Source organism: Mycobacterium sp. NBC_00419, assembly GCF_036023875.1.
Taxonomy (GTDB): Bacteria; Actinomycetota; Actinomycetes; order Mycobacteriales; family Mycobacteriaceae; genus Mycobacterium.
The window spans coordinates 4,294,545-4,316,186 of the sequence record NZ_CP107931.1; the positions used below are offsets into that span (position 1 = coordinate 4,294,545).

A 21,642-nucleotide genomic window follows, 5' to 3' on the forward strand; every position below is an offset into this window, starting at 1 on the left:
ACCGTGTCGTGACCGGACGCTTGGCGGGACGTACTGCGATTGTCACCGGAGCCAGCCGCGGCCTTGGCAGGGCGACGGCGCTGGCCCTGGCAGCCGAGGGTGCCGCGGTGGCGGTGGTCGCACGCACCCAGCAGCAGTGGGACGAACGACTTCCCGGCACCATCGGGGAGACGGTCGCCGCCATCGAGGCCGCCGGCGGCACCGCGGTGGCCATCCAGGCGGATCTGCTTGAGCGCGAGGATATTCCGCGTCTCGTCGACGAGGCGCGGGCCGCGCTGGGCCCGATCACCGTCCTGGTCAACAATGCCGCCTTCACCGCTCCCGGCCGGCCCCCGAAGGCTGGCGCGGCCCCGAAGCAGGCCAAGCCCGCCGGTGCCGCCAGAACCGGCAACGCGGACTGGCCCGGATTCCTGTCGATCCCGCTCGGCGCCTACCGGCGGCATTTCGAGATCGGGGCGTTCGCGTCCTATGAGCTGATGCAGCTGGTCTGCCCGGACATGTTGGACGCCGGGTTCGGCTCCATCATCAACGTCACCTCGGTGGCCTCCAGGGTGCCGGGCGACGGGCCCTACCACGACTTCGCCGGCGGCGTCCTGCCGGGATACGGCGGTTCCAAGGCGGCGGTGGAACACCTGACCTGGTGTGCCGCATTCGATCTGCAACGGCACAACATCGCCGTCAACGCGCTGGCGCCGTCGCGGCCGATCCCTACCCCTGGGCTGTCCTACTACCGCAGCGAATTCGACAGCGTGTCACCTGACGGCGAGTTCGCCCGCGCCGCAGTTGAACTGGCGCTGGTCGACCCCAATGTGGTGACGGGCCGGACCATCGGGCACTTCGAGGTCCTCGACGGCAGCTTCAGCCCGTTCACCAACATCCGCAGCGCCATCGGCTAGGTCGCGCGTCGCGTTCGGTACTAGCCCTTGATCTGGCGCTTGTTGCGGTCGGTCACCTCGCGCTGGCGGGCGGCAAGCTCCGCGGTGTCGACGTGGGAGTTGGCCGACACCACACGTTCGGCCTTCAGCGCCGGGTCGGTGATGGCGGCCGTACCGCTGCGGTAGATCTCCTTCAGGCCCGACATCACCGGCCCGGGAACCTCGGAAATCTGGGCAGCCAACTCCAGTGCACGTCCCAGAAGCTGTTCGTGGGCAACGACTTCGGTGACCAGACCGATCTTCTCGGCGCGCGCCGCGTCGACCACCTCACCGGTCATCGACAGCCGCCGGGCCATCCCGGAGCCGACCAGCCGCGGCAGCCGCGCGGTCATCCCACCGCCGGGCAGGATGCCGACCCGGGCGTGGGTGTCGGCGAACACCGCGCGCTCCGACGCGATCAGGAAGTCGCACGCCAGCGCGATCTCGAGGCCGCCGGTGAACGTCGCACCGTTGATCGCCCCGATCACCGGCTTGCCCAGTGCCACTAGACGGTTCATGCAGTTCATCTTGTCGAAGCGGGAGAAGTAGTCCATCCCGAGGTGCTGAGCCTGCTTGAGGTCCACGCCCGCGCAGAACGCCGGGTCGGTGCCAGTGAGTACCACCGCGCGAACCGCGTCGTCGGCGTCGGCCTCGTCGAGCGCGGCATACAGGGTTTCGAACAGCTCGGTGCTCAGCGCGTTGCGCACCTCGGGACGGTTCATCGTCAGGACCCGGACGGCGCCGCGGTCCTCGCTCAGAAGGATCATCAGGTCAAGAATCTAGCCGCATTGTTCGCCAGGTCCAGCAGCGGCTGCGGCAACGCCCCGAGCGCGAAGGTGATCGCGGCCGTCAGGGTGATGGTCGCGACACTCAGCGAGCTCGGGGTGATGACCTCGGGGGCGTCCTCGGGCGGGTCGGTGAAGAACATCAGCACGATGACCCGGACGTAGAAGTAGGCGGCGATCGCCGAGGCGAGCACGCCGACCACCACCAGTGGGATGGCTCCGCCCTGACCGGCCGCCTTGAACACCGCGAACTTGCTGACGAATCCGCTGGTGAGCGGGATTCCGGCGAACGCAAGCAGGAACAGTGAAAACACCGCGCCGACAAGCGGATAGCGGCGACCCAGGCCGGCCCAGCGGGCCATCGAGGTTTCCTCGGCCCCGTTGGCGTCGCGCACCACGCTGACCACTGCGAAGGCGCCCAGCGTGGAGAACGCGTAGGCGAACAGGTAGAACAGCGTGGCCGACAGTCCGGGCCGATTCCCGGCGATCACACCGGTCAGGATGAAACCAGCGTGCGCCACCGCCGAGTAGGCCAGCATCCGCTTGACGTCGGTCTGCGTCACCGCGGTGACGGTGCCGACGACCATCGTCAGGATGGCCACCACCCACAACACCGGGCGCCAGCCGTGGTGCAGCGCGGGCAGCGCGACGTAGAACACCCGCAGCATCGCGCCGAACGCGGCGACCTTGGTGGCCGCGGCCATGAATCCGGTGATCGGGGTGGGGGCGCCCTGGTAGACGTCGGGCACCCACGAATGGAACGGCACTGCACCGACTTTGAACAGCAGGCCGACGGTGACCAGGCCGGTACCGACGAGGGCCAGCGTGGTGTCGCCGGGTGTGGTGGCGATGGCCTGCTGGATGCCGGTCAGGCTCATCGTGCCGGCGTACCCGTACAGCATGGCGATGCCGAAGAGGAAGAACGCCGACGAGAATGCCCCGAGCAGAAAGTATTTCAGTGCCGCTTCCTGGGACAGGAGTCGACGGCGGCGGGCCAGCCCGCACATCAGGTACAGCGGGAGCGAGAAGACCTCCAGTGCGATGAACATCGTCAGGAAGTCACCGGCCGCGGGGAACAGCATCATCCCGCCGATGGCGAACATCGTCAGCGGAAAGACCTCGGTCTGGATCAGACCCGCCTTGGTGGCCACCTTCTCGGCCACGCTGCCCGGCACGGTCGAGGCATCCGCGGTGAACGCATCCAAAGCCACTGCACCGTCAGGTGATTCCGCCGGGGTGCGCCGTTCAGCGATCAGCAGCACACTGAGTATCCCGATGAGCAGAATGGTGCCCTGCAGGAACAGGGCGGGTCGGTCGATGTCGACGGCACCGACGATCACCGACTGCCCGAGCCCGTCGCCGAGGTCGCGGGCCAGCCTGGCGACTGCGAGCAGTGCGGCCACCAGAGCGGCAAGGCTCAATGCGACCTGCGTGAGATAGCGGGGCTTTCGCGGCAGGAACGCTTCGACGAGCACGCCTGCCACCGCCGCACCGAAGACGATCAACATCGGTGCCAGCTGGCTGTATTCGATGCTGGGCGGCGTCATGGCCGCGCTCCTTCCGCGACGGTGGGAGCCGGGTCGGGCTGGTGGATGGACGTCAGGGTCGCCGTGACGGCCGGATTGATCACGTCCAGTGCGATCTTCGGGTACACCCCGAGCGCGATCAGCAGGGCGATCAACGGGGCCACCACCACAAGCTCACGGCGGCCCAGATCGCGCACGGTCTCGTTGCCCTCGGTGACCGGGCCCGTCATCATCCGCTGATACATCCACAGGATGTAGAGCGCCGAGAGCACCAGCGCGATCGTCGCACAGACCGCGAACACCGGATACCGGGTGAATGTGCCGATGAGAACCAGGAATTCACTGATGAACGGTGCCAGACCGGGCAGCGACAACGTCGCCAGACCCGAGATCAGGAACGTGCCGGCCAGCACCGGCGCCACCTTCTGCACCCCGCCGTAGGCGGCGATGACGCGCGTACCGCGCCGGCTCACCAGGAACCCGGCGATCAGGAACAGTGCGGCGGTCGAGATGCCGTGGTTGACCATGTACAGCGTGGAGCCGGCCTGGCCCTGGCTGGTCATCACGAAAATGCCCAGGATGATGAAGCCGAAGTGACTGATCGAGGTGTAGGCGATCAGCCGCATGACATCGGTCTGGCCGATCGCCAGGATCGCGCCGTAGACGATCCCGATCACGGCCAGGGCGACGATGACGGGCCGGAAGTACACCGCCGAATCGGGGAACAGCGGCAGGCAATACCGGAGCATGCCGAAGGTGCCGACCTTGTCCATCACCGCCATCATCAACACCGCCGAGGCAGGCGTGGCCTGCACGGCCGCATCAGGCAGCCACCGGTGAAACGGCCACAGTGGGGCCTTGACCGCGAAGGCGAACATGAAGCCGAGGAACAGCGCGTTGGCCACACCGGGTTGCAGGGCGAAATGCCCGGTGGACACGGCGTCGGCGATCGCCCGGAAGTCGAAGGTGCCGGCGTCGAAGGCCTTGCTGGTGGCGGTGACCACGTACAACCCGATGACGGCGGCCAGCATGACCAGGCCGCCGAACAGGTTGTACAGCAGGAACTTCACCGCGGCCTTCGGAGCCGCGGAGGCGGCGACATCGGATTCAGTCCTGTTTCCTCCCCCGAAGCCACCGATGAGGAAGTACATCGGGATGAGCATCGCCTCGAAGAACACGTAGAACAGCAGGATGTCGAGGGCGGCCAGCGACATCAGGACCATGCCCTCGACCGCGAGCGTCAGGGCGATGTAGCTGTGCGTCCCGCGTCCCGACAGTCCCGGCCGGTCGTCGGCGTCGTTCCATCCGGCGATCATCAGAAGCGGTACCAGTACCGCTGTCAGGACCACCAGAACCAGGGCGATGCCATCCAACCCGAGGATGTAGCCGGTGCCGAACGACGGGATCCACGGATGGTCTTCGACGAACTGGAACTGTTCACCGCCGGGCTGGAACCGCGCGGCCAGCACCAGCGACAGCACGAGTACCGCCAGCGCGACGAAAAGACCCGCGTACTTGGCGAATTGGCGCAGCGAGGCGGGTAGCACAATGATCACCGCCGCGCCGACGACGGGGATGGCCCACAGCAGGGTCAGCCACGGGATGGTCGTCATCAGCTCACCCCCATGTCCTGATCAGCACGGCGGCGATCACCAGTGCGGCACCGGCCAGCATCGACAGCGCGTAGGAGCGGGCGAAGCCGGTCTGCATCTGCCCCAGGCGGTCTGACACCCGGCCCACCAGAGTCGCCAGCCCGTTGGCGGCGCCGTCGACGCCCTTGTCGTCGAACACCACCAGCGCCTTGGTCAGTTCCTGGCCGCCGCGCATGAACGTCGCTTCGTTGAGGGCGTCGCCGTAGAGGTCGCGCCGCGCGGCGACGGTCAGCGCCGACACGTCCTGCGGCGCCGTCTGCGCAACGTTGTGCATGGCGTACTGCCGGTAGGCGACGGCGACACCGATGGCCACGACACCCAGCACGGTCGTGGTCATGACCCAGGCCGGGATGGTGTGTTCGGCCTCGTGGCTGCCGACCACCGGCTCCAGCCAGTTCTGCAGGGTGTGCCCGATTGCCAGTACCGCGCCCGCCCCGACCGAACCAACGGCCAGCACGATCATCGGCCAGGTCATCACGTGCGGGGATTCGTGCGGATGGCTATTGGGCTTCCACCGCTTCTGCCCGAAGAACGTCAGCAGCATCACGCGGGTCATGTAGAAGGCGGTGATGCCGGCACCGAGCAGGGCAGCACCGCCGAGCAGCCACCCCCTGAGGCCGCCTGAATTGAAAGCGGTTTCGATGATGGCGTCCTTGGAGAAGAACCCGGCGAAGGGCGGCACCCCGATGATGGCCAAGTAGCCCAGGCCGAACGTCACGAAGGTGATCGGCAGCAGCGAACGCAGGCCACCGTAGCGGCGCATGTCGGTCTCGTCGTCCATCGCGTGCATCACCGACCCGGCGCCGAGGAACAGACCGGCCTTGAAGAAGCCGTGAGTGATCAGATGCATGATGGCCACCGCGTAGCCCGCCGGCCCCAGGCCCGCGGCGAGCACCATGTAGCCGATCTGGGACATCGTGGAGGCGGCCAGCGCCTTCTTGATGTCGTCCTTGGCGCAGCCGATGATCGCGCCGAACAGCAGCGTCACCGCGCCGACGATGACGACCGCGGTCTGGGCGGCCGGTGCGGCGTTGAAGACCGGGCCCGAACGCACGATCAGGTACACCCCGGCGGTCACCATCGTCGCGGCGTGGATCAGGGCCGAGACCGGGGTGGGGCCCTCCATGGCGTCACCCAGCCAGGACTGCAGCGGCACCTGGGCGCTCTTGCCGCAGGCGCCGAGTAGCAACAGCAGGCCGACGGCGGTCAGTGCGCCGTTCGTCATGCCCGGCACCGCGGCGAACACTGTGCTGAAGGTGACCGACCCGACTGAGGCGAACAACACCATCAGCGCGATCGCCAGCCCCATGTCGCCCACGCGGTTGACCACGAAGGCCTTCTTGGCTGCGGCGGCGGCACTGGGCTTGTGCGACCAGAAACCGATCAGCAGGTAGGACGCCAAACCCACGCCCTCCCAGCCCATGTAGAGGCCGAGGTAGTTGTCGGCGAGCACCAGCAGCAGCATCGCGGCGACGAACAGGTTGAGGTAGGCAAAAAACCGGCGGCGGGCGGGATCATGCGCCATGTAGCCGACGGAGTAGATGTGGATCAACGCACCCACCCCGGTGATCAGCAGCACGAAGCAGACCGACAGCGCGTCGAGTTGCAGGCCGAAGTCCACCTTCAGCACCCCGACCGGCACCCAGGAGAACAACACCTCATGCACGCTGCGCTCCTCGGCGGGCAGGCCGAGAAGGTGGGTGAACAGCACTGCGCCACAGGCGAAAGCGCCGATCACCGTCGCGCAGCCCAGCAGATGGCCCCACGCGTCGGTGGCTTTTCCGCCCAGCAGCAGCACGACTGCCCCGGCCAGGGGCAGCGCAATGGTCAACCAGAGCAGCGTCGTCATATCAATGCCGCAGCAGGTGGGCGTCGTCGACGTTGGCGCTTCGTCGGGTCCGGAAGATGGTCATGATGATGGCCAGGCCGACCACCACCTCGCAGGCCGCCACCACCATGGTGAAGAACGCGACCACCTGGCCGTCGAGATGGCCGTGCATGCGGGAGAACGTGACGAATGCCAGATTGCAGGCATTGAGCATCAACTCCACGCACATGAACATGATGATGGCGTTGCGCCGCAACAACACCCCGGATGCGCCAATGGTGAACAGCAGCACCGACAGGTAGAGGTAGTTGGCCGGGTTCACTGCTCGCCGTCCCTGCCCTCGGGTACCGACACCGATTGGCGCTGGGTGATCATCGACACCGAGGAGTCCTCGTCGGAGCCGTCGGGCAGCCAGGCGAAGGTGTCGACGGCATTGTGCCGGGCGAAGACGCCGGGCGCCGGTAGCGGGGTGGCCCGCTGGCCGGTGCGGAAGCGTTCGACGACCATCTCGCGCTGCGACTTTCGCCGCTCGAAGCGTTCCCGGTGAGCCAGCACCATCGCACCCAGCGCCGCAGTGATCAGCAGCGCGCTGGTGAGTTCGAAGGCCCACAGATCGCGGGTGAAGATCAGGGTCGCCAGGCCTTCGACGTTGCCGCCCTGGTTGGCCTGCGCCAAGCCGGTGAAGCCCGTCGTCGCCACCGAGCCGATACCGGCGATCAGCAGGATCCCGAAGCCGAGGCCGGCCACGATGGCCGCGACACGTTGCCCCCGAATGGTTTCCACCAGGGACTCCGAGGAGTCGACACCGATGAGCATCAACACGAACAGGAACAGCATCATCACCGCGCCGGTGTAGACCACCACCTGGACCACGCCGAGGAACAGTGCCTCCTGCGCCACGTAGATCATCGCCAGCGCGATCATGGTCGAGGCCAGGAAGATGGCGGCGTAGACGGCTTTGGGTGCGGCGACCACACCGATGGCCCCGGCGACGGCGATCGCGCCCAGGATCCAGAACGCCACCGCCTCGGATGTCGAGGTATGGGTCAGTGTTTCGGCTGCCAGCAGCGTGATCACCGGGTCACCTCCTCGGAGCCGGGGATGCCGGGCCTGATCCCCGGGTCGCTTCGCTCCTGCCCGCCGACCCTGCCCAGGTAGTAGTCGTCGTCGGTGGTGCCCGGCGCCATCGGGTGTGGCGGCGGTTGCATGCCCGGCTGCAGCGGCGCCAGCAGCTTGTCCTTGCCGTAGATCAGGTCACCGCGGTTGTCGTCGGCCATCTCGTAGATGTTGGTCATCGTCAGCGCACGGGTGGGGCAGGCCTCGATGCACAGTCCGCAGCCGATGCAGCGCAGATAGTTGATCTGATACACCCGGCCGTAGCGCTCGCCGGGGGAGAAGCGTTCGGCCTCGGTGTTGTCGGCGCCTTCCACATAGATCGCGTCGGCGGGGCAGGCCCATGCGCACAGCTCACAGCCGATGCACTTCTCCAGGCCGTCGGGGTAGCGGTTGAGTTGGTGGCGGCCGTGGTAGCGCGGCGCCACCGGGCCCGGCGTCTCGGGATACCCCTCGGTGATCGGGCGCTTGAACATCGCACCGAAGGTGACACCGAAACCCTTGACGGCGTCGAGGAACTTAGGCATCGGCTTTCTCCTTGGCTGTTATCGGGCCGAGCGCCGGCAGGCCGGGCATTGGAGGTATCGGGAACGCGCCGGCATCGGCGGGCGGTGCCGGCGCCTCCGGGTGACGGTCAGCCCGCCTGCGGCGCAACGCCTTGACCGCCAGCAGGACCAGCAGCAGTGCAGCGGCGGCGAGCAGGCCCGGGATCACACCGGTGACCCCGCTGGCGTGCAGAACCGCGACGATCATGATCCACACCAGCGACACCGGGATCAGTAGCTTCCAGCCCAGGGCCATGAACTGGTCGTAGCGCATGCGGGGCAGCGTGGCCCGCAGCCACATGAACACGAACAGGAACGTCCACACCTTGGCCACGAACCAGATCAGCGGCAACCAGCCGGTGTTGGCCCCGGGAATCAGGCTCAGCGGCCACGGTGCGTGCCAGCCGCCGAGGAACAGCGTGGTCGCCAGGGCCGAGACGGTGGTCATGTTGACGTACTCGGCCAGCATGAACATCGCGAACTTCAACGAGCTGTACTCGGTATGGAAGCCGCCCACCAGTTCGCCCTCGGCCTCCGGCAGGTCGAAGGGGGCGCGGTTGGTCTCGCCGACCATCGCCGTGACGTACACCGCGAACGACGGCAGCAGCAGGAAGACGTACCACGTCTTCTCCTGGGCGGCAACGATTCCCGATGTCGACATGGTTCCGGAGTAGACGAACACCGCTGCGAACGACAGCGCCATCGCGATCTCGTAGGAGACCACCTGGGCGCTGGAACGCAGACCGCCCAGCAGCGGGTAGGTCGATCCTGAGGCCCACCCGGCCAGGACGATCCCGTACACGCCGATCGAGGTGACGGCCAGGATGAACAGGACTGCCACCGGCAGGTCGGTCAACTGCAGGGGAGTCTGGTGGCCGAACACCGACACCACCGGACCCAACGGGATGACGGAAAAGGCCGTGATCGCCGGAATCACCGAAATGATCGGTGCCAGAAGGTAAATGGGCTTGTCTACCCCGGTGGGTGTCAGCCCTTCCTTCAGTGCGAGTTTGATGCCGTCGGCCAGGGACTGCAGCAGACCGAACGGTCCCACCCGGTTCGGGCCGTAGCGCATCTGCATGCGGCCCAGGATCTTGCGTTCGGCGAGGATCGCGACCAGCACGGTCAGCAGCAGGAACACGAAGATCGCCAGCGCCTTGATCAGGATCAGCCACCACGGGTCGTGGCCGAACACCGTCATGTCCGGATAACTCACGGCGCCTCCCGCTCGATCTGGACCACGGTGCCGGTGGTGACGGCGAGCTCGTCGTGGACCGCGCTGCCGGGTGATTTCAGCGGCAACCACACGACGCCGTCGGGCATCTCGGTGATCACCAGCGGCAGGGTGACCGCACCGCGCCCGCTGGACACGCTGACCACATCCCCTTCGGCGGCGCCGATTCCCGCCGCGGTCGCCGGCGACAACCGCACCACCGCGGGCCGCGCGGTTCCCGCCAGATACGGCTCACCATCCTGTAAGCGGGCGTCGTCCAACAACATCCGCCAGCCGGCCAGCACCGCCTCGCCACTGTCGAGCGACGGCGCCCGTCCTGGCGGCACCTCGGGTGCCGCTGCCCGGGCCCCGTCCCAGCCGCCCAGTGCGGCCAGCTCGGTGCGGGCCTGCTCGGCGGTACGGAACCCGAGGTCGGCGCCGAGTTCGTCGGCCATCGTCTGCAACACCCGCAGATCGGCGAACGCGTTGGACGGCAGCGCCGGTTCGAACGGCCGGTTGCGGCCCTCCCAGTTGGTGAACGAACCCGCCTTCTCGGCGACCGGCGCCACCGGGAACACGACGTCGGCGAGCGCGGTCACCGCCGACTCGCGCAGCTCCAGGCTCACCACGAACCCCGCGGCTTCGATGGCCGCAAGCGTGGTGTGCGGGTCGGGCAGGTCGGCGGGATCCACGCCGCCGACCAGTAGCGCGTCGAGCTCACCGTCGGCGGCGGCGGCAAGGATGCCGCTGGTGTCGCGGCCCTCCTCGGCAACGAGCTCGTCGACATGCCAAGCGGCTCTGAGCTGTTCGCGGGCCGCCGCGTCGGTCACCGGCCGGCCGCCGGGCAGCAGGTTGGGCAGGCATCCGGCGTCCAGAGCGCCGCGTTCCCCGGCGCGGCGCGGAATCCAGGCCAGCCGCGCGCCGGTCCGCTGTGCCAACCGGCAGGCGGCCGACAACGCCCCCGGGCTGGTGGCCAGCCGCTCACCGACGAGGATGACCGCACCGGGTTCGGACAACAGCGCCTCGTCGAGGCTGTCCAGCGCCGCGGCCTCTCCACCGGGTGCGGTCGTCAGGACGTGCGCGGCCAGCTTCACCGACCCGCGCGAGGCCAGCGGCGCCACCGCCACTACCTTGAGCCCTCGTTTGCGGACCGCCTTGCGCAACCGCAGGAACACGATCGGCGATTCTTCCTCCGGCTCGAATCCGGCCAGCACGACCACCGGCGCAGTTTCCAGATCGGCGTAGCTGACGGGCCTTCGCCCGGCAACGTGCGCGGCCAGGAACTGCGCCTCCTCCACCGAATGGGGGCGGCTGCGCATGTCGATGTCGTTGGTGCGCAGCACCATTCGGGCGAACTTGGAGTAGGCGTAGGCGTCCTCGGTGGTCACCCTGCCACCGACCAGGACACCGGTGCGCCCTGCCGTCAGCCCGGCGACGGCGGTCGCGATGGCCTCCGACCACGAGGCATGGCGGAGCCCGCCGTCGTCGTCGCGAACCAGGGGAGTGGTGATCCGGTCGCCCAGGGTCGGGTAGGTGAATGCCCAGCGGCCCTTGTCGCAGTTCCACTCCTCGTTGACCTCGGGGTCGTCGCCGGCCAGCCGACGCAGCACGACACCGCGGCGATGATCGGTGCGCTGGGCGCAACCCGATGCGCAGTGTTCGCACGCACTGGGACTGGAGACGAGGTCGAACGGGCGGGCACGGAAGCGGTAGGCGGTTCCGGTCAGCGCGCCCACCGGGCAGATCTGGACGGTGTTGCCACTGAAGTACGAGTCGAACGGCTCACCGGTGGCGATCCCGACCTGCTGCAGTGCACCGCGTTCGAGCAATTCAATGAACGGGTCCCCGGCGATCTGGGTGGAGAACCGGGTGCACCGCGCACACAGCACACACCGCTCACGGTCGAGCAAGACCTGCCTGGACAGGTTGATCGGCTTGGGGAAGGTGCGTTTGATGTCGGTGAACCGGGTCTCCACCCGCCCGTTGGACATCGCCTGGTTCTGCAGCGGGCATTCCCCACCCTTGTCGCACACCGGGCAGTCCAGCGGGTGGTTGATCAGCAGCAGCTCCATCACGCCGTGCTGGGCCTTGTCGGCGGACTCGGAGGTGTACTGGGTGCGCACCACCATGCCCTCGGTGACGGTGATCGTGCACGAGGCCATCGGCTTGCGTTGGCCTTCGACCTCGACCAGGCACTGCCGGCAGGCGCCCACCGGGTCGAGCAGCGGGTGGTCGCAGAACCGGGGGATCTGCACGCCCATCAACTCGGCGGCGCGAATCACCAACGTGCCCTTGGGAACCGCCAACTCGACATCGTCGATCACGAGGTTGACCATCTCGACTGACGCAACCGGTGGCGCACCTGCATCTTTGGCCTGTGTCACGCTCCCACTCCTTCCGGTGCGGCCAGCATCGAGGCATACGGATCGATGGGGCAGGTGCCATCCAGGTGCGCCTCGTACTCCTCGCGGAAGTACTTGATCGAGGAGATGATCGGCGAGGCCGCACCGTCGCCCAACGCGCAGAACGACTTTCCGAAGATGGTGTCGGAGATGTCGAGCAGCTTGTCGATGTCCTCGGCGGTCCCGCGGCCCGTCTCGAGCCGCTCGTAGATCTGGGCCAGCCAGTAGGTGCCCTCCCGGCACGGTGTGCACTTGCCGCACGACTCGTGGGCGTAGAACTGGGTCCACCGGCGCACCGCGCGGACCACACAGGTGGTCTCGTCGAAGATCTGAAGAGCCTTGGTGCCCAGCATCGACCCCACCGAGGCCATACCCTCGTAATCCAGTGGCACGTCGAGGTGTTCGGGGGTCAGCAGCGGAGTCGACGACCCGCCCGGTGTCCAGAACTTCAACTCGTGCCCGGCGCGGATACCGCCCGCATAGTCGAGCAGTTCGCGCAGCGTGATGCCCAGCGGCGCCTCGTACTGACCGGGCCGCGTCACATGCCCGGACAGCGAGTACAGCGTGAAGCCGGGGGACTTCTCCGTCCCCATCGACTTGAACCAGTCCACCCCGCGCTGCAGGATCGGCGGGACGCTGGCGATCGACTCGACATTGTTGACGACGGTGGGGCAGGCGTACAGGCCGGCGACCGCCGGGAACGGCGGACGCAGCCGGGGCTGGCCGCGACGGCCCTCCAGCGAGTCCAGCAGTGCGGTCTCCTCACCACAGATGTAGGCGCCCGCACCGGCGTGCACGATCAGGTCGAGATCGAATCCCGAGCCCAGGATGTCGGTGCCGAGGTAGCCCGCCGCGTAGGCCTCGGCCACCGCGTTCTGCAACCGGCGCAGCACCGGCACCACCTCACCGCGCACATAGATGAACGCGTGCCGGGCCCGAATCGCGTACGCCGCGATGATCGCCCCTTCCACCAGGAAGTGCGGGGTAGTGAACAGCAGCGGAATGTCCTTGCAGGTGCCGGGCTCCGACTCGTCGGCGTTGATCACCAGATACTTCGGCTTGGCCCCCGCGCCGGTGGCCTCCTGCGGGATGAACGACCACTTGGTGCCGGTAGGAAATCCCGCACCGCCGCGCCCGCGCAGCCCGGATTCCTTGACCGTCGTGATGACGTCGTCGGGCTTCATGCCCAGCGCGGTGCGCAGCCCCCGGTAGCCGTCATGGCGCAGATAGGTGGCCAGAGTCCACGGTTCGGGTTCGTCCCAGAACCGGCTCAGCACCGGCGTCAGCTTCATTGCGCTCCGTCCTCACCCAACGACCGGGCCACCCGCAGGCCGGCCAGAGTGGCGTCACCCGGCAGGCTGGTGTCGACGACGTCGGGGCCGACGCCGGCGAGCGTGCGGGCGGTCTCGCGGAACGTGCACAGCGCGGCACCGCGGGTGGGTGTGACGGCCTCGCCCTCGCGCAGGGCCGCGACGAGTTCGCGTGCGCTCGAAGGGGTCTGGTTGTCGAAGAACTCCCAGTTGACCATCACCACCGGGGCGTAGTCGCAGGCGGCGTTGCACTCGATGTGTTCGAGGGTGATCCGCCCATCGGCGGTGGTCTGGCCCGGGTGAACTGCCAGTTCGGTTTCGAGAGCCTCGAGGATGGCGTCCCCACCCATGATCGCGCACAGCGTATTGGTGCAGACCCCGACCAGATACTCGCCGGTCGCCGTGCGCCGATACATCGAATAGAACGTCGCCACCGCCGTCACCTCGGCATCGGTGAGTCCTAACTGATTGGCGCAGAACGCGATTCCAGCCTTCGTCAGGTAGCCGTCCTCGGACTGCACCAGATGCAGCAGCGGCAGCAGCGCCGAGCGCGGCTGCGGGTAGCGCCCGACGATGGTTGCCGCGTCGGCGGCCAGTCGCTCCACCACGTCGGCCGGATAGACGTCCTGCCCACCGATCGGCGGCCCCGGTTCGTCGGGGCGCGGGCCCAACACCAGATCGACGCTCACCTGTCACTCCATCCACGGTCGACGCTCATCGGGCTCTCACCTATCCACGCCACCCATCACCGGATCGATCGATGCCACCGACGCGATCACGTCGGCAACCATGCCGCCCTCGCACATCGCCGCGACCGCTTGCAGATTCGTGAACGACGGGTCCCGGTAGTGCACCCGGTAGGGGCGCGTGCCGCCGTCGGACACCATGTGCACGCCGAGTTCGCCACGGGGCGACTCGACCGCGATGTAGACCTGGCCCGCCGGCACCCGGAAGCCCTCCGTGACGAGCTTGAAGTGGTGGATCAGCCCCTCCATCGAGGTGCCCATGATCTTGGCGATGTGCGCCGGGGAGTTCCCCAGCCCGTCCGGACCGAGTTTCAGATCGGCAGGCCACGCCAGCTTCTTGTCGGAGATCATCACCGGCCCCGGCTCGAGCCGGTCCAGACACTGGCGCACGATCTTCACCGACTCGTACATCTCCTTGACCCGGATCAGGTATCGCCCATAGCAATCGGCACCGGTGTCGGTGATGACGTCGAAGTCGTAAGTCTCGTAACCGCAATACGGTTGGCTCTTGCGCAGATCGTGCGGCAGGCCGGTGGAGCGCAGCACCGGCCCGGTGATACCCAGGGCCATGCAGCCGGTCAGATCCAAGTAGCCGATGCCCTGGGTGCGGCCCTTCCAGATGTAGCTCTCGGTCAACAGGTTGCCGAGCTCGTCGAGGTGACCTGGCAGCACCCCCAGCAGTTCTTCGAGCCGCGCCGGGCCGTCCTCGGGCAGATCGGCGGCCACCCCGCCGGGCCGGATGTAGGCGTTGTTCATCCGCAGCCCGGTGACGGCCTCGAAGAACGACAGGATCAGGTCGCGGTCCCGGAAACCGAAGAACATCGGTGACATCGCACCCAGTTCCATGCCGCCGGTGGCCAGTGCCACCAGGTGCGAGGAGATCCGGTTCAGCTCCATCAGCATCACCCGGATCACCGAGGCCCGTTCGGGGATGTCATCGGTGATGCCCAAAAGCCGTTCCACGCCAAGGCAATACGCGGTCTCATTGAAGAACGGCGACAGGTAGTCCATCCGCGTCACGAACGTCACACCCTGCGTCCAGTTGCGGTACTCGAGGTTCTTCTCGATTCCGGTGTGCAGATAGCCGATGCCGCACCGGGCTTCGGTCACCGTCTCGCCCTCGATCTCCAGGATCAACCGCAACACCCCGTGGGTGGAGGGGTGCTGGGGACCCATGTTGACCACGATCCGTTCGCCGACCTCGCCCTGGCGTGCGGCGGCCACCAACTCGTCCCAGTCCTGACCGCCCAGGACGACCACGCCGTCCTCATCGTCGATGTGCGTACTCATCAGTGATACGACCTGCGTTCGTCCGGCGGGGGAATCTGGGCGCCCTGAAACTCCACCGGTATTCCGCCCAGCGGGTAGTCCTTGCGTTGCGGATGCCCCACCCAGTCGTCGGGCATCTCGATCCGGGTCAGCCCGGGATGACCGTCGAAGATGATGCCGAAGAAGTCGTAGGTCTCCCGCTCGTGCCAGTCACAGGTCGGATACACCGAAAACAGCGAGGGGATATGGGGATCGGCGTCCGGGCAGGCCACCTCCAGCTGAACCCGCCGGTTGTGGGTGATCGACAACAGCGGGTAGAAGGCGCGCAGTTCCCGGGCCGCGTCGTCCGGGTAGTGCACTCCCGAGACCCCGCAACACAATTCGAACCGCAGCGCCTCGTCATCGCGCAGCGCGGAGGCCACCGCGGGCAGGTGTGCGCGGGCGATGTCGAGGGTCAGCTGGTCGCCGAACACCACCACCCGTTCGACGGCGGCGCCGAACACGTCGGCTCCCAGGACCTCGGCAAGCCGGTCGACGATCTCGTCGAAGTAGCCGCCGTAGGGCCGCGGTGTGCTGCCCGGCAGGGCGACCTCGCGCACCAGCCGGCCGTAACCGGAGGTGTCGCCGCTGCCGTTGATGCCGAACATGCCCCGGCGCACGCCGATGACCTCACCGCTGCTGTCTTCATTCACCGCAGCAGCCCCTTCAGTTCGATCGTGGGCTTCGCCGACAGGGCGGCCTGCTCGGCGGCCGCCACCACCTCGTCGCGGTGCACGCCCAGCGGCATCTCGGCGATCTTGGCGTGCAGCGTGAGGATCGCGTGCAGCAGCATCTCGGGCCGCGGCGGGCAGCCGGGCAGATAGATGTCGACCGGGACGATGTGGTCGACGCCCTGCACCACCGCGTAGTTGTTGAACATCCCGCCACTGGAGGCGCATACGCCCATCGCCAGGACCCATTTGGGCTCGGCCATCTGGTCGTAGACCTGCCGCAGGACCGGGCCCATCTTCTGGCTCACCCGTCCCGCGACGATCATCAGGTCGGCTTGGCGCGGGGTGGCCGAGAAGCGTTCCATCCCGAACCGGGCGATGTCGAACCGCGGCCCCGCCGTCGCCATCATCTCGATGGCGCAGCACGCCAGCCCGAACGTCGCCGGCCACAGCGACCCTTTACGGACGTACCCGGCGACCTTCTCCACCGTGGACAGCAGAATGCCGCCCGGCAGCTGTTCCTCTAATCCCATTCCAGGCCGCCTCGCCGCCACACGTACCCGTAGGCCACGAACACCGTGGCCATGAAGATCAGCATCTCCACCAGCGCGAAAGTCCCGAGTTGGTCGAACGCGACCGCCCACGGGTAGAGGAAGACGATCTCGATGTCGAAGACGATGAACAACATCGCGGTCAGGTAGTACTTGATGGGGAACCGCTGGCCGATCGCCCCGCCGGCGACCGGCTCGATCCCGCACTCATAGGCCTCAAGCTTGGCTCGGTTGTACCGCCGGGGGCCGATCACCAGGGCGATGACCACCGACACCACCGCAAAACCCGCCGCAATGGCTCCCAGCACCAAGATGGGTGTGTAGAGACTCATACCGCTGTGCCACTCCCTCACTTGGGCTTGTGATGTGAGCTATGACACAGCCTAGCGATCTTGTGACGTGGGCCGACGCGTTTTCGTTAGAGTCGCTTCAAGAACTGGTCGCCGCCCCCCTCCAATTGAGAGGGCAAGAGCGACAGTCTAATTGGCGTTTGGCTACCGGACTGGAGCGCGCAACAGCTCCACCACGGCCTCGCCCAGCCTGATCGGGTCGATCGGGTGCGGTACCGCCGCCTCGGCCCGCGACCAGTTGGCCAGCCAGGCATCGTCGGGCCGGCCGGTCAGCACCAGCACCGGCGGGCAGTGGTCCAGCTCATCCTTGAGCTGCTTGGCGATGCCCAGGCCACCGACCGGAGCGGCCTCGCCGTCGAGGATCACCAAGTCGAACCCGCCGCCGTCCATCAGCTGGATCACCATCGGTCCGGTGGCGACGTCGGTGTAGGTCAGCTCCGGCAGTTCGGGATGCACCCGCTTGCCCAGCGCCAGCCGAACCTGCTCCCGGGTGCGGGCATTGCTGCTGTACACCAGGACGTGGATGGGCTGCGCGCCGGAGCCAGACACGCCGCCGATGCTACTGCGAAAATCCCTGCCCGGTCTGCGGATTAGCGGTCAGCTTTGGTGAAGACGAGATCGGCTGACAGCGTGGTGGTGGTCGGCAGCATGCCCAGCGGGTTGCCGCCGACACCGAACCTGGTCCGGTCCAGGGCGGTCTTCGTCGACACCCGCACCGCGTCGTCGCCGAGTCGCTCGAGCGTGGCAGGCAGCGTCAGTGTTTCGGTGGTGCCCCGCACCGTGAGGTCGGCGCGCAGGTCGGCGGTGCGCTCACCGGTGGGTTCGACCGCGGTGACGACGACGGTGATCTCCGGATGCGCACCGGCAGCGAAAAAGTCGTCCGCGCGCAGATGCTCGTCCCGTTTGCCGATCCCCGTTTTCAGCGACGCCACCCGGATATCGATCCGGCCGGACACGGCGCCGTTCGCGGCGATCTCACCGTGTCCGCTCACATCGGTGAATTCGCCGTTGACCGGCACCAGGCCCCACAGGGTTTTGTTGGTGAACCGCACCGTGGAGCGCGCTGGCGCCACCGTCCACGTCCCGGGGCTCTCGATCAGCCCTTGCAGCACCGTCATGTGGCCTCCTTGCAGCTCATTGCAGCAGCGGGTTCAGGTCTGCGGGATCGAGGTATTCGTCGATACGCCGGATCAAGCCGTGCTCGTTCAACTTCACCACTAGACACACCCGCAGCGCCACACTTTCACCTCCGCGGGTGGTGGCGTGCAGGATGTGCTGTTGGACGAAGCCGTTGTCGAAGGCTTCGCGGTCCAGTACCTCGTAGCGGCGTGCGGTGGTGGCGCCGACGAACCACTCGATGACGCCCAGGGCGCGTGGCTTGTCGCGTTCGCGTCCACCGCCTTGGCGCCACACGACGACGTCGTCGGACCACAGGGCGGTCAGGGTCGGGATGTCACCGGTCTCGATGGCGGCGAACAACCGGTCGGCGACGTCGAGGATCTCGGTTCGGGTCGGGCTCATGGCGCTCCTGTGTCGGGCCGGTCGTAGCCGGGGTGGGCGATGGCCAGCCGATGCCGCACCAGGGCCCGAAGGCATGGCACGACGTCCGCGGCGCGCTCGTCGAGATCGCCGGCGCGGATCGCGGCGGCCAGTGCGTCCTCGTCGGAGTAGCCGAGCCCGGACAGGGCCGCCAACGGTTCGGTGGCGCTGCGGTCGAGCAACTCGCGTTCGACCGTGCGCAGCACATTGACGGCCACCAGCGCATGGAAATTGACTGACCCGCTGGTGTTTGCGCGAACGTCGCCTTCGAGGAACTCGGCCACCGCCGCGACGAGTTCGGCCGCGGTGGGCCGCCCGTTGAGCCCGCTCATGCCACCCCCTCCAGCAGGTCGAGGACGTCCCACTCGGTTTCGCAGACGCGCCTACCGATCGCGGCCAGTTCCACCGAGCGGCTCTGGCCCGACAGGTGACGTTCGGCCTGGAATCGGCAGATCACCCCCCAGCGCAGCGTCGCCAGCACCAGCCACCAGCGCAGGGCCTCCCGGTCGACGGGCGCGCCGCCGGCCTGCTCATAGGCGCCGACGAACTCGTCGATGCTGCCCAGACCGCCTGCCGCGCGGCTGGCCGGCGCACCGAAACGCCATGCGCGGATGCAGAACCAGGCCAGGTCCTCGTAGATCTCGCCGATGTGCACCAGTTCCCAGTCCAGCACCGCGGCCAGATTCGAGCCGTCCACGATGAGGTTGCCCATACGGAAGTCGCCGTGTACCAGGACCGCAGCAGAGCGCGGTGGCCGGTTGGCGGCCAGCCAGCGGAACGCCCACTCGAATGTGGCTGTGGTGTCGCCCATTTCGTCAAGGCGCTGATGCCACTCGCCGAGCTGCTCCTGTTCGGCGAGATCCGGCGCATCGGTGCGGGCCCGGTGAATGGCGGCCAGCGCTGCCGCGCATTGACGCAACAAACCGGCCCGGCCGTCCTCGTCGAGGGTGCGCTGGATGCGCCGGACAATCGTCTCGCCGGCGATCTCGTCGCAGATCAGAAACGGATTGCCCAGGGCCGCTGGGGAATTGGATGCGGCGAGGATGGTGGGAACCGGTGCTCCCGCCTCGGCTGCCGCGGCCTGCACTGCTGCCTCGAGCTCCATACCGGCGTGGACGTCGTCGGGTGGTCCGGTGCGCAGGATCAGAGCGCGGCGCGCCGATCCGGTCAGCGCCTCGAATGCCCATGTGGTGCGGCTGGCCCCGCCGGTCAGCGCCCGCAAGTTCACCACCTCGGTCGTCGCGCCCAGCAGTGGGCGCAGTACCGCGGTGAGGTCGGCGGAGAGTTGTTCGGCTGCCACCTCAGCGGGCCGGCTTTCCGAACTTGAACATCCGCTGGGCCACCCGGCGCATCTGAATCTCCTCGGCGCCTTCGGTGATCCGGTAGCGGCGGTGATGACGGTAGATGTGCTCGAACGGTTCGTGGCGGCTGTAGCCGATTCCGCCGTGCACCTGCATGGCCCGGTCGGCGGCCTCGCACACCAGCCGGTTGGCCCGGTAGTTGGCCATCGACACCTTGTCGGAGACCTCGAGGTGGTGATTGCGGTCGAGCTCCCACGCGGCGTAGTAGACCAGCAGGCGCACCATCTGCGCCTCGGTCTGCAGTTCTACCAGCGGCCACTGGATGGCCTGGTTTACCGACAGCGGCTTGCCGAAGGTGACCCGCTGCCCGGCATACTCGACTGCGCGGTCGATGCAGTACTGGGCGGCGCCCAGGCTGCTGGCGGCCTGACGAATTCTGTTCTCGTGCAGGAAGGTCTGGGCCACCTCCAGCCCGTGGTCGAGCTGGCCGAGCACCGCGTCGGCGGGTACCCGCACATCGCGCAGTTCCACCTCGGCGTGGTCGCTGGGCATGTTGAAGGTCCACCAGTAGTAGGGCACCTCGAATCCCTTGGCGTCGCACGGGACGAGGAACGCGGTGATGCCGCGGGCCTGGCCCGCCTCGCCGGAGGTCCGGGCGAACACCAGATCGTGGGTGGCGCGGTGCACACCGGTGTTCCAGCGCTTGGTGCCGTTGATCACCCAGTCTTGGCCGTCGCGTTCGGCCCGGGTCTCCAGCCAGGTGGCGTCGGAACCGTGGTCGGGTTCTGTCAGCCCGAACGCCATCGACCGCGTGCCGGTCAGCATGGCTTCGATCCAGTCCTTCTTCTGATCGTCGGTGCCGAACCTGTCCATCATGATGACCTGGGGGAAGTTGCCGACGATGGACGATTCGTCCTGGAGGTCGTTGTGCAGCCCGAGACCCTTGTGGGCCAGGTGTTCCCGGATGACGGCCATGTCGAGGTTGGTGCCGTCGCGGCCGCCGAACTTCGAGGGCAGTCCGTAGCGCAGCCAGCCGGCCTTGTCGGCGCGACGGCGCATCTCGTCGAGCAGGTCTTCCCATTCCCGACGCGGGATGCCGCCGTTGTCGACGTCGGTCCTGGCGAACTCGCGGCGCCGGTCGAAGTACTGCATGTGCTCACGCTCGAGCGGTTTGATCTCGGCCTCGATGAAGGCGTCCATCTCGGCCAGAAGTGGTGGAAGGTGTTCGGGCAGCGTGAAATCCACGGTGATCTCCTTGCTCTAGAAGCCGTACAGGGTTTTCTTCCAAATGGTGGACAGGGTGGCGATGGCTTCGGCATCGGAGAGCCGGACCCCAAGGCCCGCCGTGTCGGGGCGCAGGCACACCGTGGTGAACTGCTCGAAGAGAAGTGCGATCGCCAGCGCGGTGTGCTCGGCGTTGAGGGTACCGGCGTGACCCTGCTCCTGTGCGCGGCGCACCGAGGCGGCGACGATGTCGATGCCGAACTGGCGGAACTGGTTCTGCAGTGCCGCGAACCGGGGTTGGGTCGCGGCGAGCTGGTCGACGGCCACCATGATGCCGATGTTCTGCTTGAACATCTCCCAATACGCGTGCACCACCGTGTGGAAGAAGCCGTCGTCGTGGGGTGACTCGGGCAGGTGCACCCGTAGCCCGGACGGGAGGACCACGTCACGCAGGAACTCCTCGGCAAGGGCGGCCAGCAGGTCCTCTTTGTCGCCGAAGTACCGATAGAACACCGCCGGCGACTTACCGGCCGCCGACGTGATGTCGGACAGGGTGGTGCCGTGGAAGCCCCTCTCGGCGAACAACTTCCGCGCCGCATGCTCGATCGCCTGCTGGGTCTGACGACCCTTACTGCTCAGCGTGCGCGGGGCGTCGGCGGGCACG

The 21,642-nt window shown here is 67.5% G+C and carries 23 protein-coding genes; 1 reads left to right on the top strand and 22 read right to left on the bottom strand.

Features of this window, described 5'->3' with window-relative positions; all coding sequences use genetic code 11:
- Window positions 1-8 precede the first annotated feature (8 nt).
- The gene (locus OG976_RS20495) at window positions 9-896 is read left to right on the top strand and encodes an SDR family NAD(P)-dependent oxidoreductase (protein WP_328352825.1); all 888 of its coding nucleotides are present in this window, start codon (window positions 9-11) and stop codon (window positions 894-896) included.
- 20 nt (window positions 897-916) lie between these two features.
- Here the strand turns inward: OG976_RS20495 and OG976_RS20500 are convergent, their stop codons facing one another.
- The 22 genes from OG976_RS20500 to OG976_RS20605 all read right to left on the bottom strand — a co-directional run bounded on the left by OG976_RS20500 (window position 917) and on the right by OG976_RS20605 (window position 21,641).
- Window positions 917-1,681: an enoyl-CoA hydratase gene (locus tag OG976_RS20500; RefSeq protein WP_328352827.1), complete on the bottom strand. Its 765-nt coding sequence runs from the start codon at window positions 1,679-1,681 to the stop codon at window positions 917-919.
- On the bottom strand, window positions 1,681-3,246 hold the full coding sequence (gene nuoN / locus OG976_RS20505) for an NADH-quinone oxidoreductase subunit NuoN (RefSeq protein WP_328352829.1): 1,566 nt from the start codon (window positions 3,244-3,246) through the stop codon (window positions 1,681-1,683). The genes OG976_RS20500 and nuoN overlap by 1 nt, the downstream gene beginning before the upstream one ends.
- Window positions 3,243-4,838: an NADH-quinone oxidoreductase subunit M gene (locus OG976_RS20510; RefSeq protein ID WP_328352831.1), complete on the bottom strand. Its 1,596-nt coding sequence runs from the start codon at window positions 4,836-4,838 to the stop codon at window positions 3,243-3,245. Before OG976_RS20510 ends, nuoN begins: the two co-directional genes overlap by 4 nt.
- Window positions 4,839-4,842: 4 nt before the next feature.
- Window positions 4,843-6,726, bottom strand: coding sequence for an NADH-quinone oxidoreductase subunit L (gene nuoL, locus OG976_RS20515; protein ID WP_328352833.1), 1,884 nt, complete (start codon window positions 6,724-6,726; stop codon window positions 4,843-4,845).
- 1 nt (window position 6,727) lies between these two features.
- On the bottom strand, window positions 6,728-7,027 hold the full coding sequence (nuoK, locus tag OG976_RS20520; protein ID WP_167104890.1) for an NADH-quinone oxidoreductase subunit NuoK: 300 nt from the start codon (window positions 7,025-7,027) through the stop codon (window positions 6,728-6,730).
- Window positions 7,024-7,782 carry an NADH-quinone oxidoreductase subunit J gene (locus tag OG976_RS20525; protein WP_328352841.1) on the bottom strand — a complete coding sequence of 253 codons (759 nt, stop codon included), beginning with the start codon at window positions 7,780-7,782 and terminating at the stop codon, window positions 7,024-7,026. Before OG976_RS20525 ends, nuoK begins: the two co-directional genes overlap by 4 nt.
- Window positions 7,779-8,345 (bottom strand): NADH-quinone oxidoreductase subunit NuoI, encoded by a 567-nt coding sequence (gene nuoI, locus OG976_RS20530; RefSeq protein ID WP_442930365.1) that lies wholly within the window; start codon window positions 8,343-8,345, stop codon window positions 7,779-7,781. Before nuoI ends, OG976_RS20525 begins: the two co-directional genes overlap by 4 nt.
- Window positions 8,338-9,564: an NADH-quinone oxidoreductase subunit NuoH gene (nuoH, locus tag OG976_RS20535; protein WP_442930554.1), complete on the bottom strand. Its 1,227-nt coding sequence runs from the start codon at window positions 9,562-9,564 to the stop codon at window positions 8,338-8,340. The genes nuoI and nuoH overlap by 8 nt, the downstream gene beginning before the upstream one ends.
- Window positions 9,565-9,575: 11 nt before the next feature.
- The gene (locus OG976_RS20540) at window positions 9,576-11,960 is read right to left on the bottom strand and encodes an NADH-quinone oxidoreductase subunit G (protein WP_328352845.1); all 2,385 of its coding nucleotides are present in this window, start codon (window positions 11,958-11,960) and stop codon (window positions 9,576-9,578) included.
- Window positions 11,957-13,270, bottom strand: coding sequence for an NADH-quinone oxidoreductase subunit NuoF (gene nuoF, locus OG976_RS20545; protein WP_328352847.1), 1,314 nt, complete (start codon window positions 13,268-13,270; stop codon window positions 11,957-11,959). The genes OG976_RS20540 and nuoF overlap by 4 nt, the downstream gene beginning before the upstream one ends.
- Complete coding sequence (gene nuoE, locus OG976_RS20550) at window positions 13,267-13,977, bottom strand: NADH-quinone oxidoreductase subunit NuoE (RefSeq protein WP_328352849.1); 711 nt, start codon at window positions 13,975-13,977, stop codon at window positions 13,267-13,269. Before nuoE ends, nuoF begins: the two co-directional genes overlap by 4 nt.
- A gap of 36 nt (window positions 13,978-14,013) precedes the next feature.
- A complete protein-coding gene (gene nuoD / locus OG976_RS20555; protein ID WP_328352851.1) occupies window positions 14,014-15,324 on the bottom strand; it encodes an NADH dehydrogenase (quinone) subunit D in 1,311 nt (436 codons plus the stop codon).
- Window positions 15,324-15,995, bottom strand: coding sequence for an NADH-quinone oxidoreductase subunit C (locus OG976_RS20560; protein ID WP_328352852.1), 672 nt, complete (start codon window positions 15,993-15,995; stop codon window positions 15,324-15,326). The genes nuoD and OG976_RS20560 overlap by 1 nt, the downstream gene beginning before the upstream one ends.
- Window positions 15,992-16,546 (bottom strand): NuoB/complex I 20 kDa subunit family protein, encoded by a 555-nt coding sequence (locus tag OG976_RS20565; RefSeq protein WP_328352853.1) that lies wholly within the window; start codon window positions 16,544-16,546, stop codon window positions 15,992-15,994. The genes OG976_RS20560 and OG976_RS20565 overlap by 4 nt, the downstream gene beginning before the upstream one ends.
- On the bottom strand, window positions 16,537-16,896 hold the full coding sequence (locus tag OG976_RS20570; protein WP_328352854.1) for an NADH-quinone oxidoreductase subunit A: 360 nt from the start codon (window positions 16,894-16,896) through the stop codon (window positions 16,537-16,539). Before OG976_RS20570 ends, OG976_RS20565 begins: the two co-directional genes overlap by 10 nt.
- A gap of 162 nt (window positions 16,897-17,058) precedes the next feature.
- A complete protein-coding gene (locus OG976_RS20575; protein WP_328352856.1) occupies window positions 17,059-17,463 on the bottom strand; it encodes an Rv3143 family two-component system response regulator in 405 nt (134 codons plus the stop codon).
- Between the two features lie 41 nt (window positions 17,464-17,504).
- Window positions 17,505-18,032, bottom strand: coding sequence for a YceI family protein (locus OG976_RS20580; RefSeq protein WP_328352858.1), 528 nt, complete (start codon window positions 18,030-18,032; stop codon window positions 17,505-17,507).
- A 16-nt stretch (window positions 18,033-18,048) separates the two neighbouring features.
- Window positions 18,049-18,435 (bottom strand): nuclear transport factor 2 family protein, encoded by a 387-nt coding sequence (locus OG976_RS20585; RefSeq protein ID WP_328352860.1) that lies wholly within the window; start codon window positions 18,433-18,435, stop codon window positions 18,049-18,051.
- Window positions 18,432-18,785, bottom strand: a complete 354-nt coding sequence (locus tag OG976_RS20590) for a DUF6285 domain-containing protein (protein ID WP_328352862.1) — start codon at window positions 18,783-18,785, stop codon at window positions 18,432-18,434. Before OG976_RS20590 ends, OG976_RS20585 begins: the two co-directional genes overlap by 4 nt.
- Complete coding sequence (locus OG976_RS20595) at window positions 18,782-19,753, bottom strand: phosphotransferase family protein (protein WP_328352864.1); 972 nt, start codon at window positions 19,751-19,753, stop codon at window positions 18,782-18,784. Before OG976_RS20595 ends, OG976_RS20590 begins: the two co-directional genes overlap by 4 nt.
- Before the next feature lies 1 nt (window position 19,754).
- Entirely contained in the window at window positions 19,755-20,999 is a 1,245-nt protein-coding gene (locus tag OG976_RS20600) for an acyl-CoA dehydrogenase family protein (protein ID WP_328352866.1), read from the bottom strand.
- Window positions 21,000-21,014: 15 nt separating this feature from the next.
- A complete protein-coding gene (locus tag OG976_RS20605; protein WP_328352869.1) occupies window positions 21,015-21,641 on the bottom strand; it encodes a TetR/AcrR family transcriptional regulator in 627 nt (208 codons plus the stop codon).
- Window position 21,642 lies beyond the last annotated feature (1 nt).

Bases quoted from the DNA above. Each gene is read 5' to 3' on its own strand.
- OG976_RS20500 (WP_328352827.1), bottom strand. From the start codon at position 1,681: ATGATCCTTCTGAGCGAGGACCGCGGCGCCGTCCGGGTCCTGACGATG.
- nuoN (WP_328352829.1), bottom strand. From the start codon at position 3,246: ATGACGCCGCCCAGCATCGAATACAGCCAGCTGGCACCGATGTTGATC.
- OG976_RS20510 (WP_328352831.1), bottom strand. From the start codon at position 4,838: ATGACGACCATCCCGTGGCTGACCCTGCTGTGGGCCATCCCCGTCGTC.
- nuoL (WP_328352833.1), bottom strand. From the start codon at position 6,726: ATGACGACGCTGCTCTGGTTGACCATTGCGCTGCCCCTGGCCGGGGCA.
- nuoI (WP_442930365.1), bottom strand. From the start codon at position 8,345: ATGCCTAAGTTCCTCGACGCCGTCAAGGGTTTCGGTGTCACCTTCGGT.
- nuoH (WP_442930554.1), bottom strand. From the start codon at position 9,564: ATGACGGTGTTCGGCCACGACCCGTGGTGGCTGATCCTGATCAAGGCG.
- nuoF (WP_328352847.1), bottom strand. From the start codon at position 13,270: ATGAAGCTGACGCCGGTGCTGAGCCGGTTCTGGGACGAACCCGAACCG.
- nuoD (WP_328352851.1), bottom strand. From the start codon at position 15,324: ATGAGTACGCACATCGACGATGAGGACGGCGTGGTCGTCCTGGGCGGT.
- OG976_RS20565 (WP_328352853.1), bottom strand. From the start codon at position 16,546: ATGGGATTAGAGGAACAGCTGCCGGGCGGCATTCTGCTGTCCACGGTG.
- OG976_RS20570 (WP_328352854.1), bottom strand. From the start codon at position 16,896: ATGAGTCTCTACACACCCATCTTGGTGCTGGGAGCCATTGCGGCGGGT.
- OG976_RS20580 (WP_328352858.1), bottom strand. From the start codon at position 18,032: ATGACGGTGCTGCAAGGGCTGATCGAGAGCCCCGGGACGTGGACGGTG.
- OG976_RS20585 (WP_328352860.1), bottom strand. From the start codon at position 18,435: ATGAGCCCGACCCGAACCGAGATCCTCGACGTCGCCGACCGGTTGTTC.
- OG976_RS20590 (WP_328352862.1), bottom strand. From the start codon at position 18,785: ATGAGCGGGCTCAACGGGCGGCCCACCGCGGCCGAACTCGTCGCGGCG.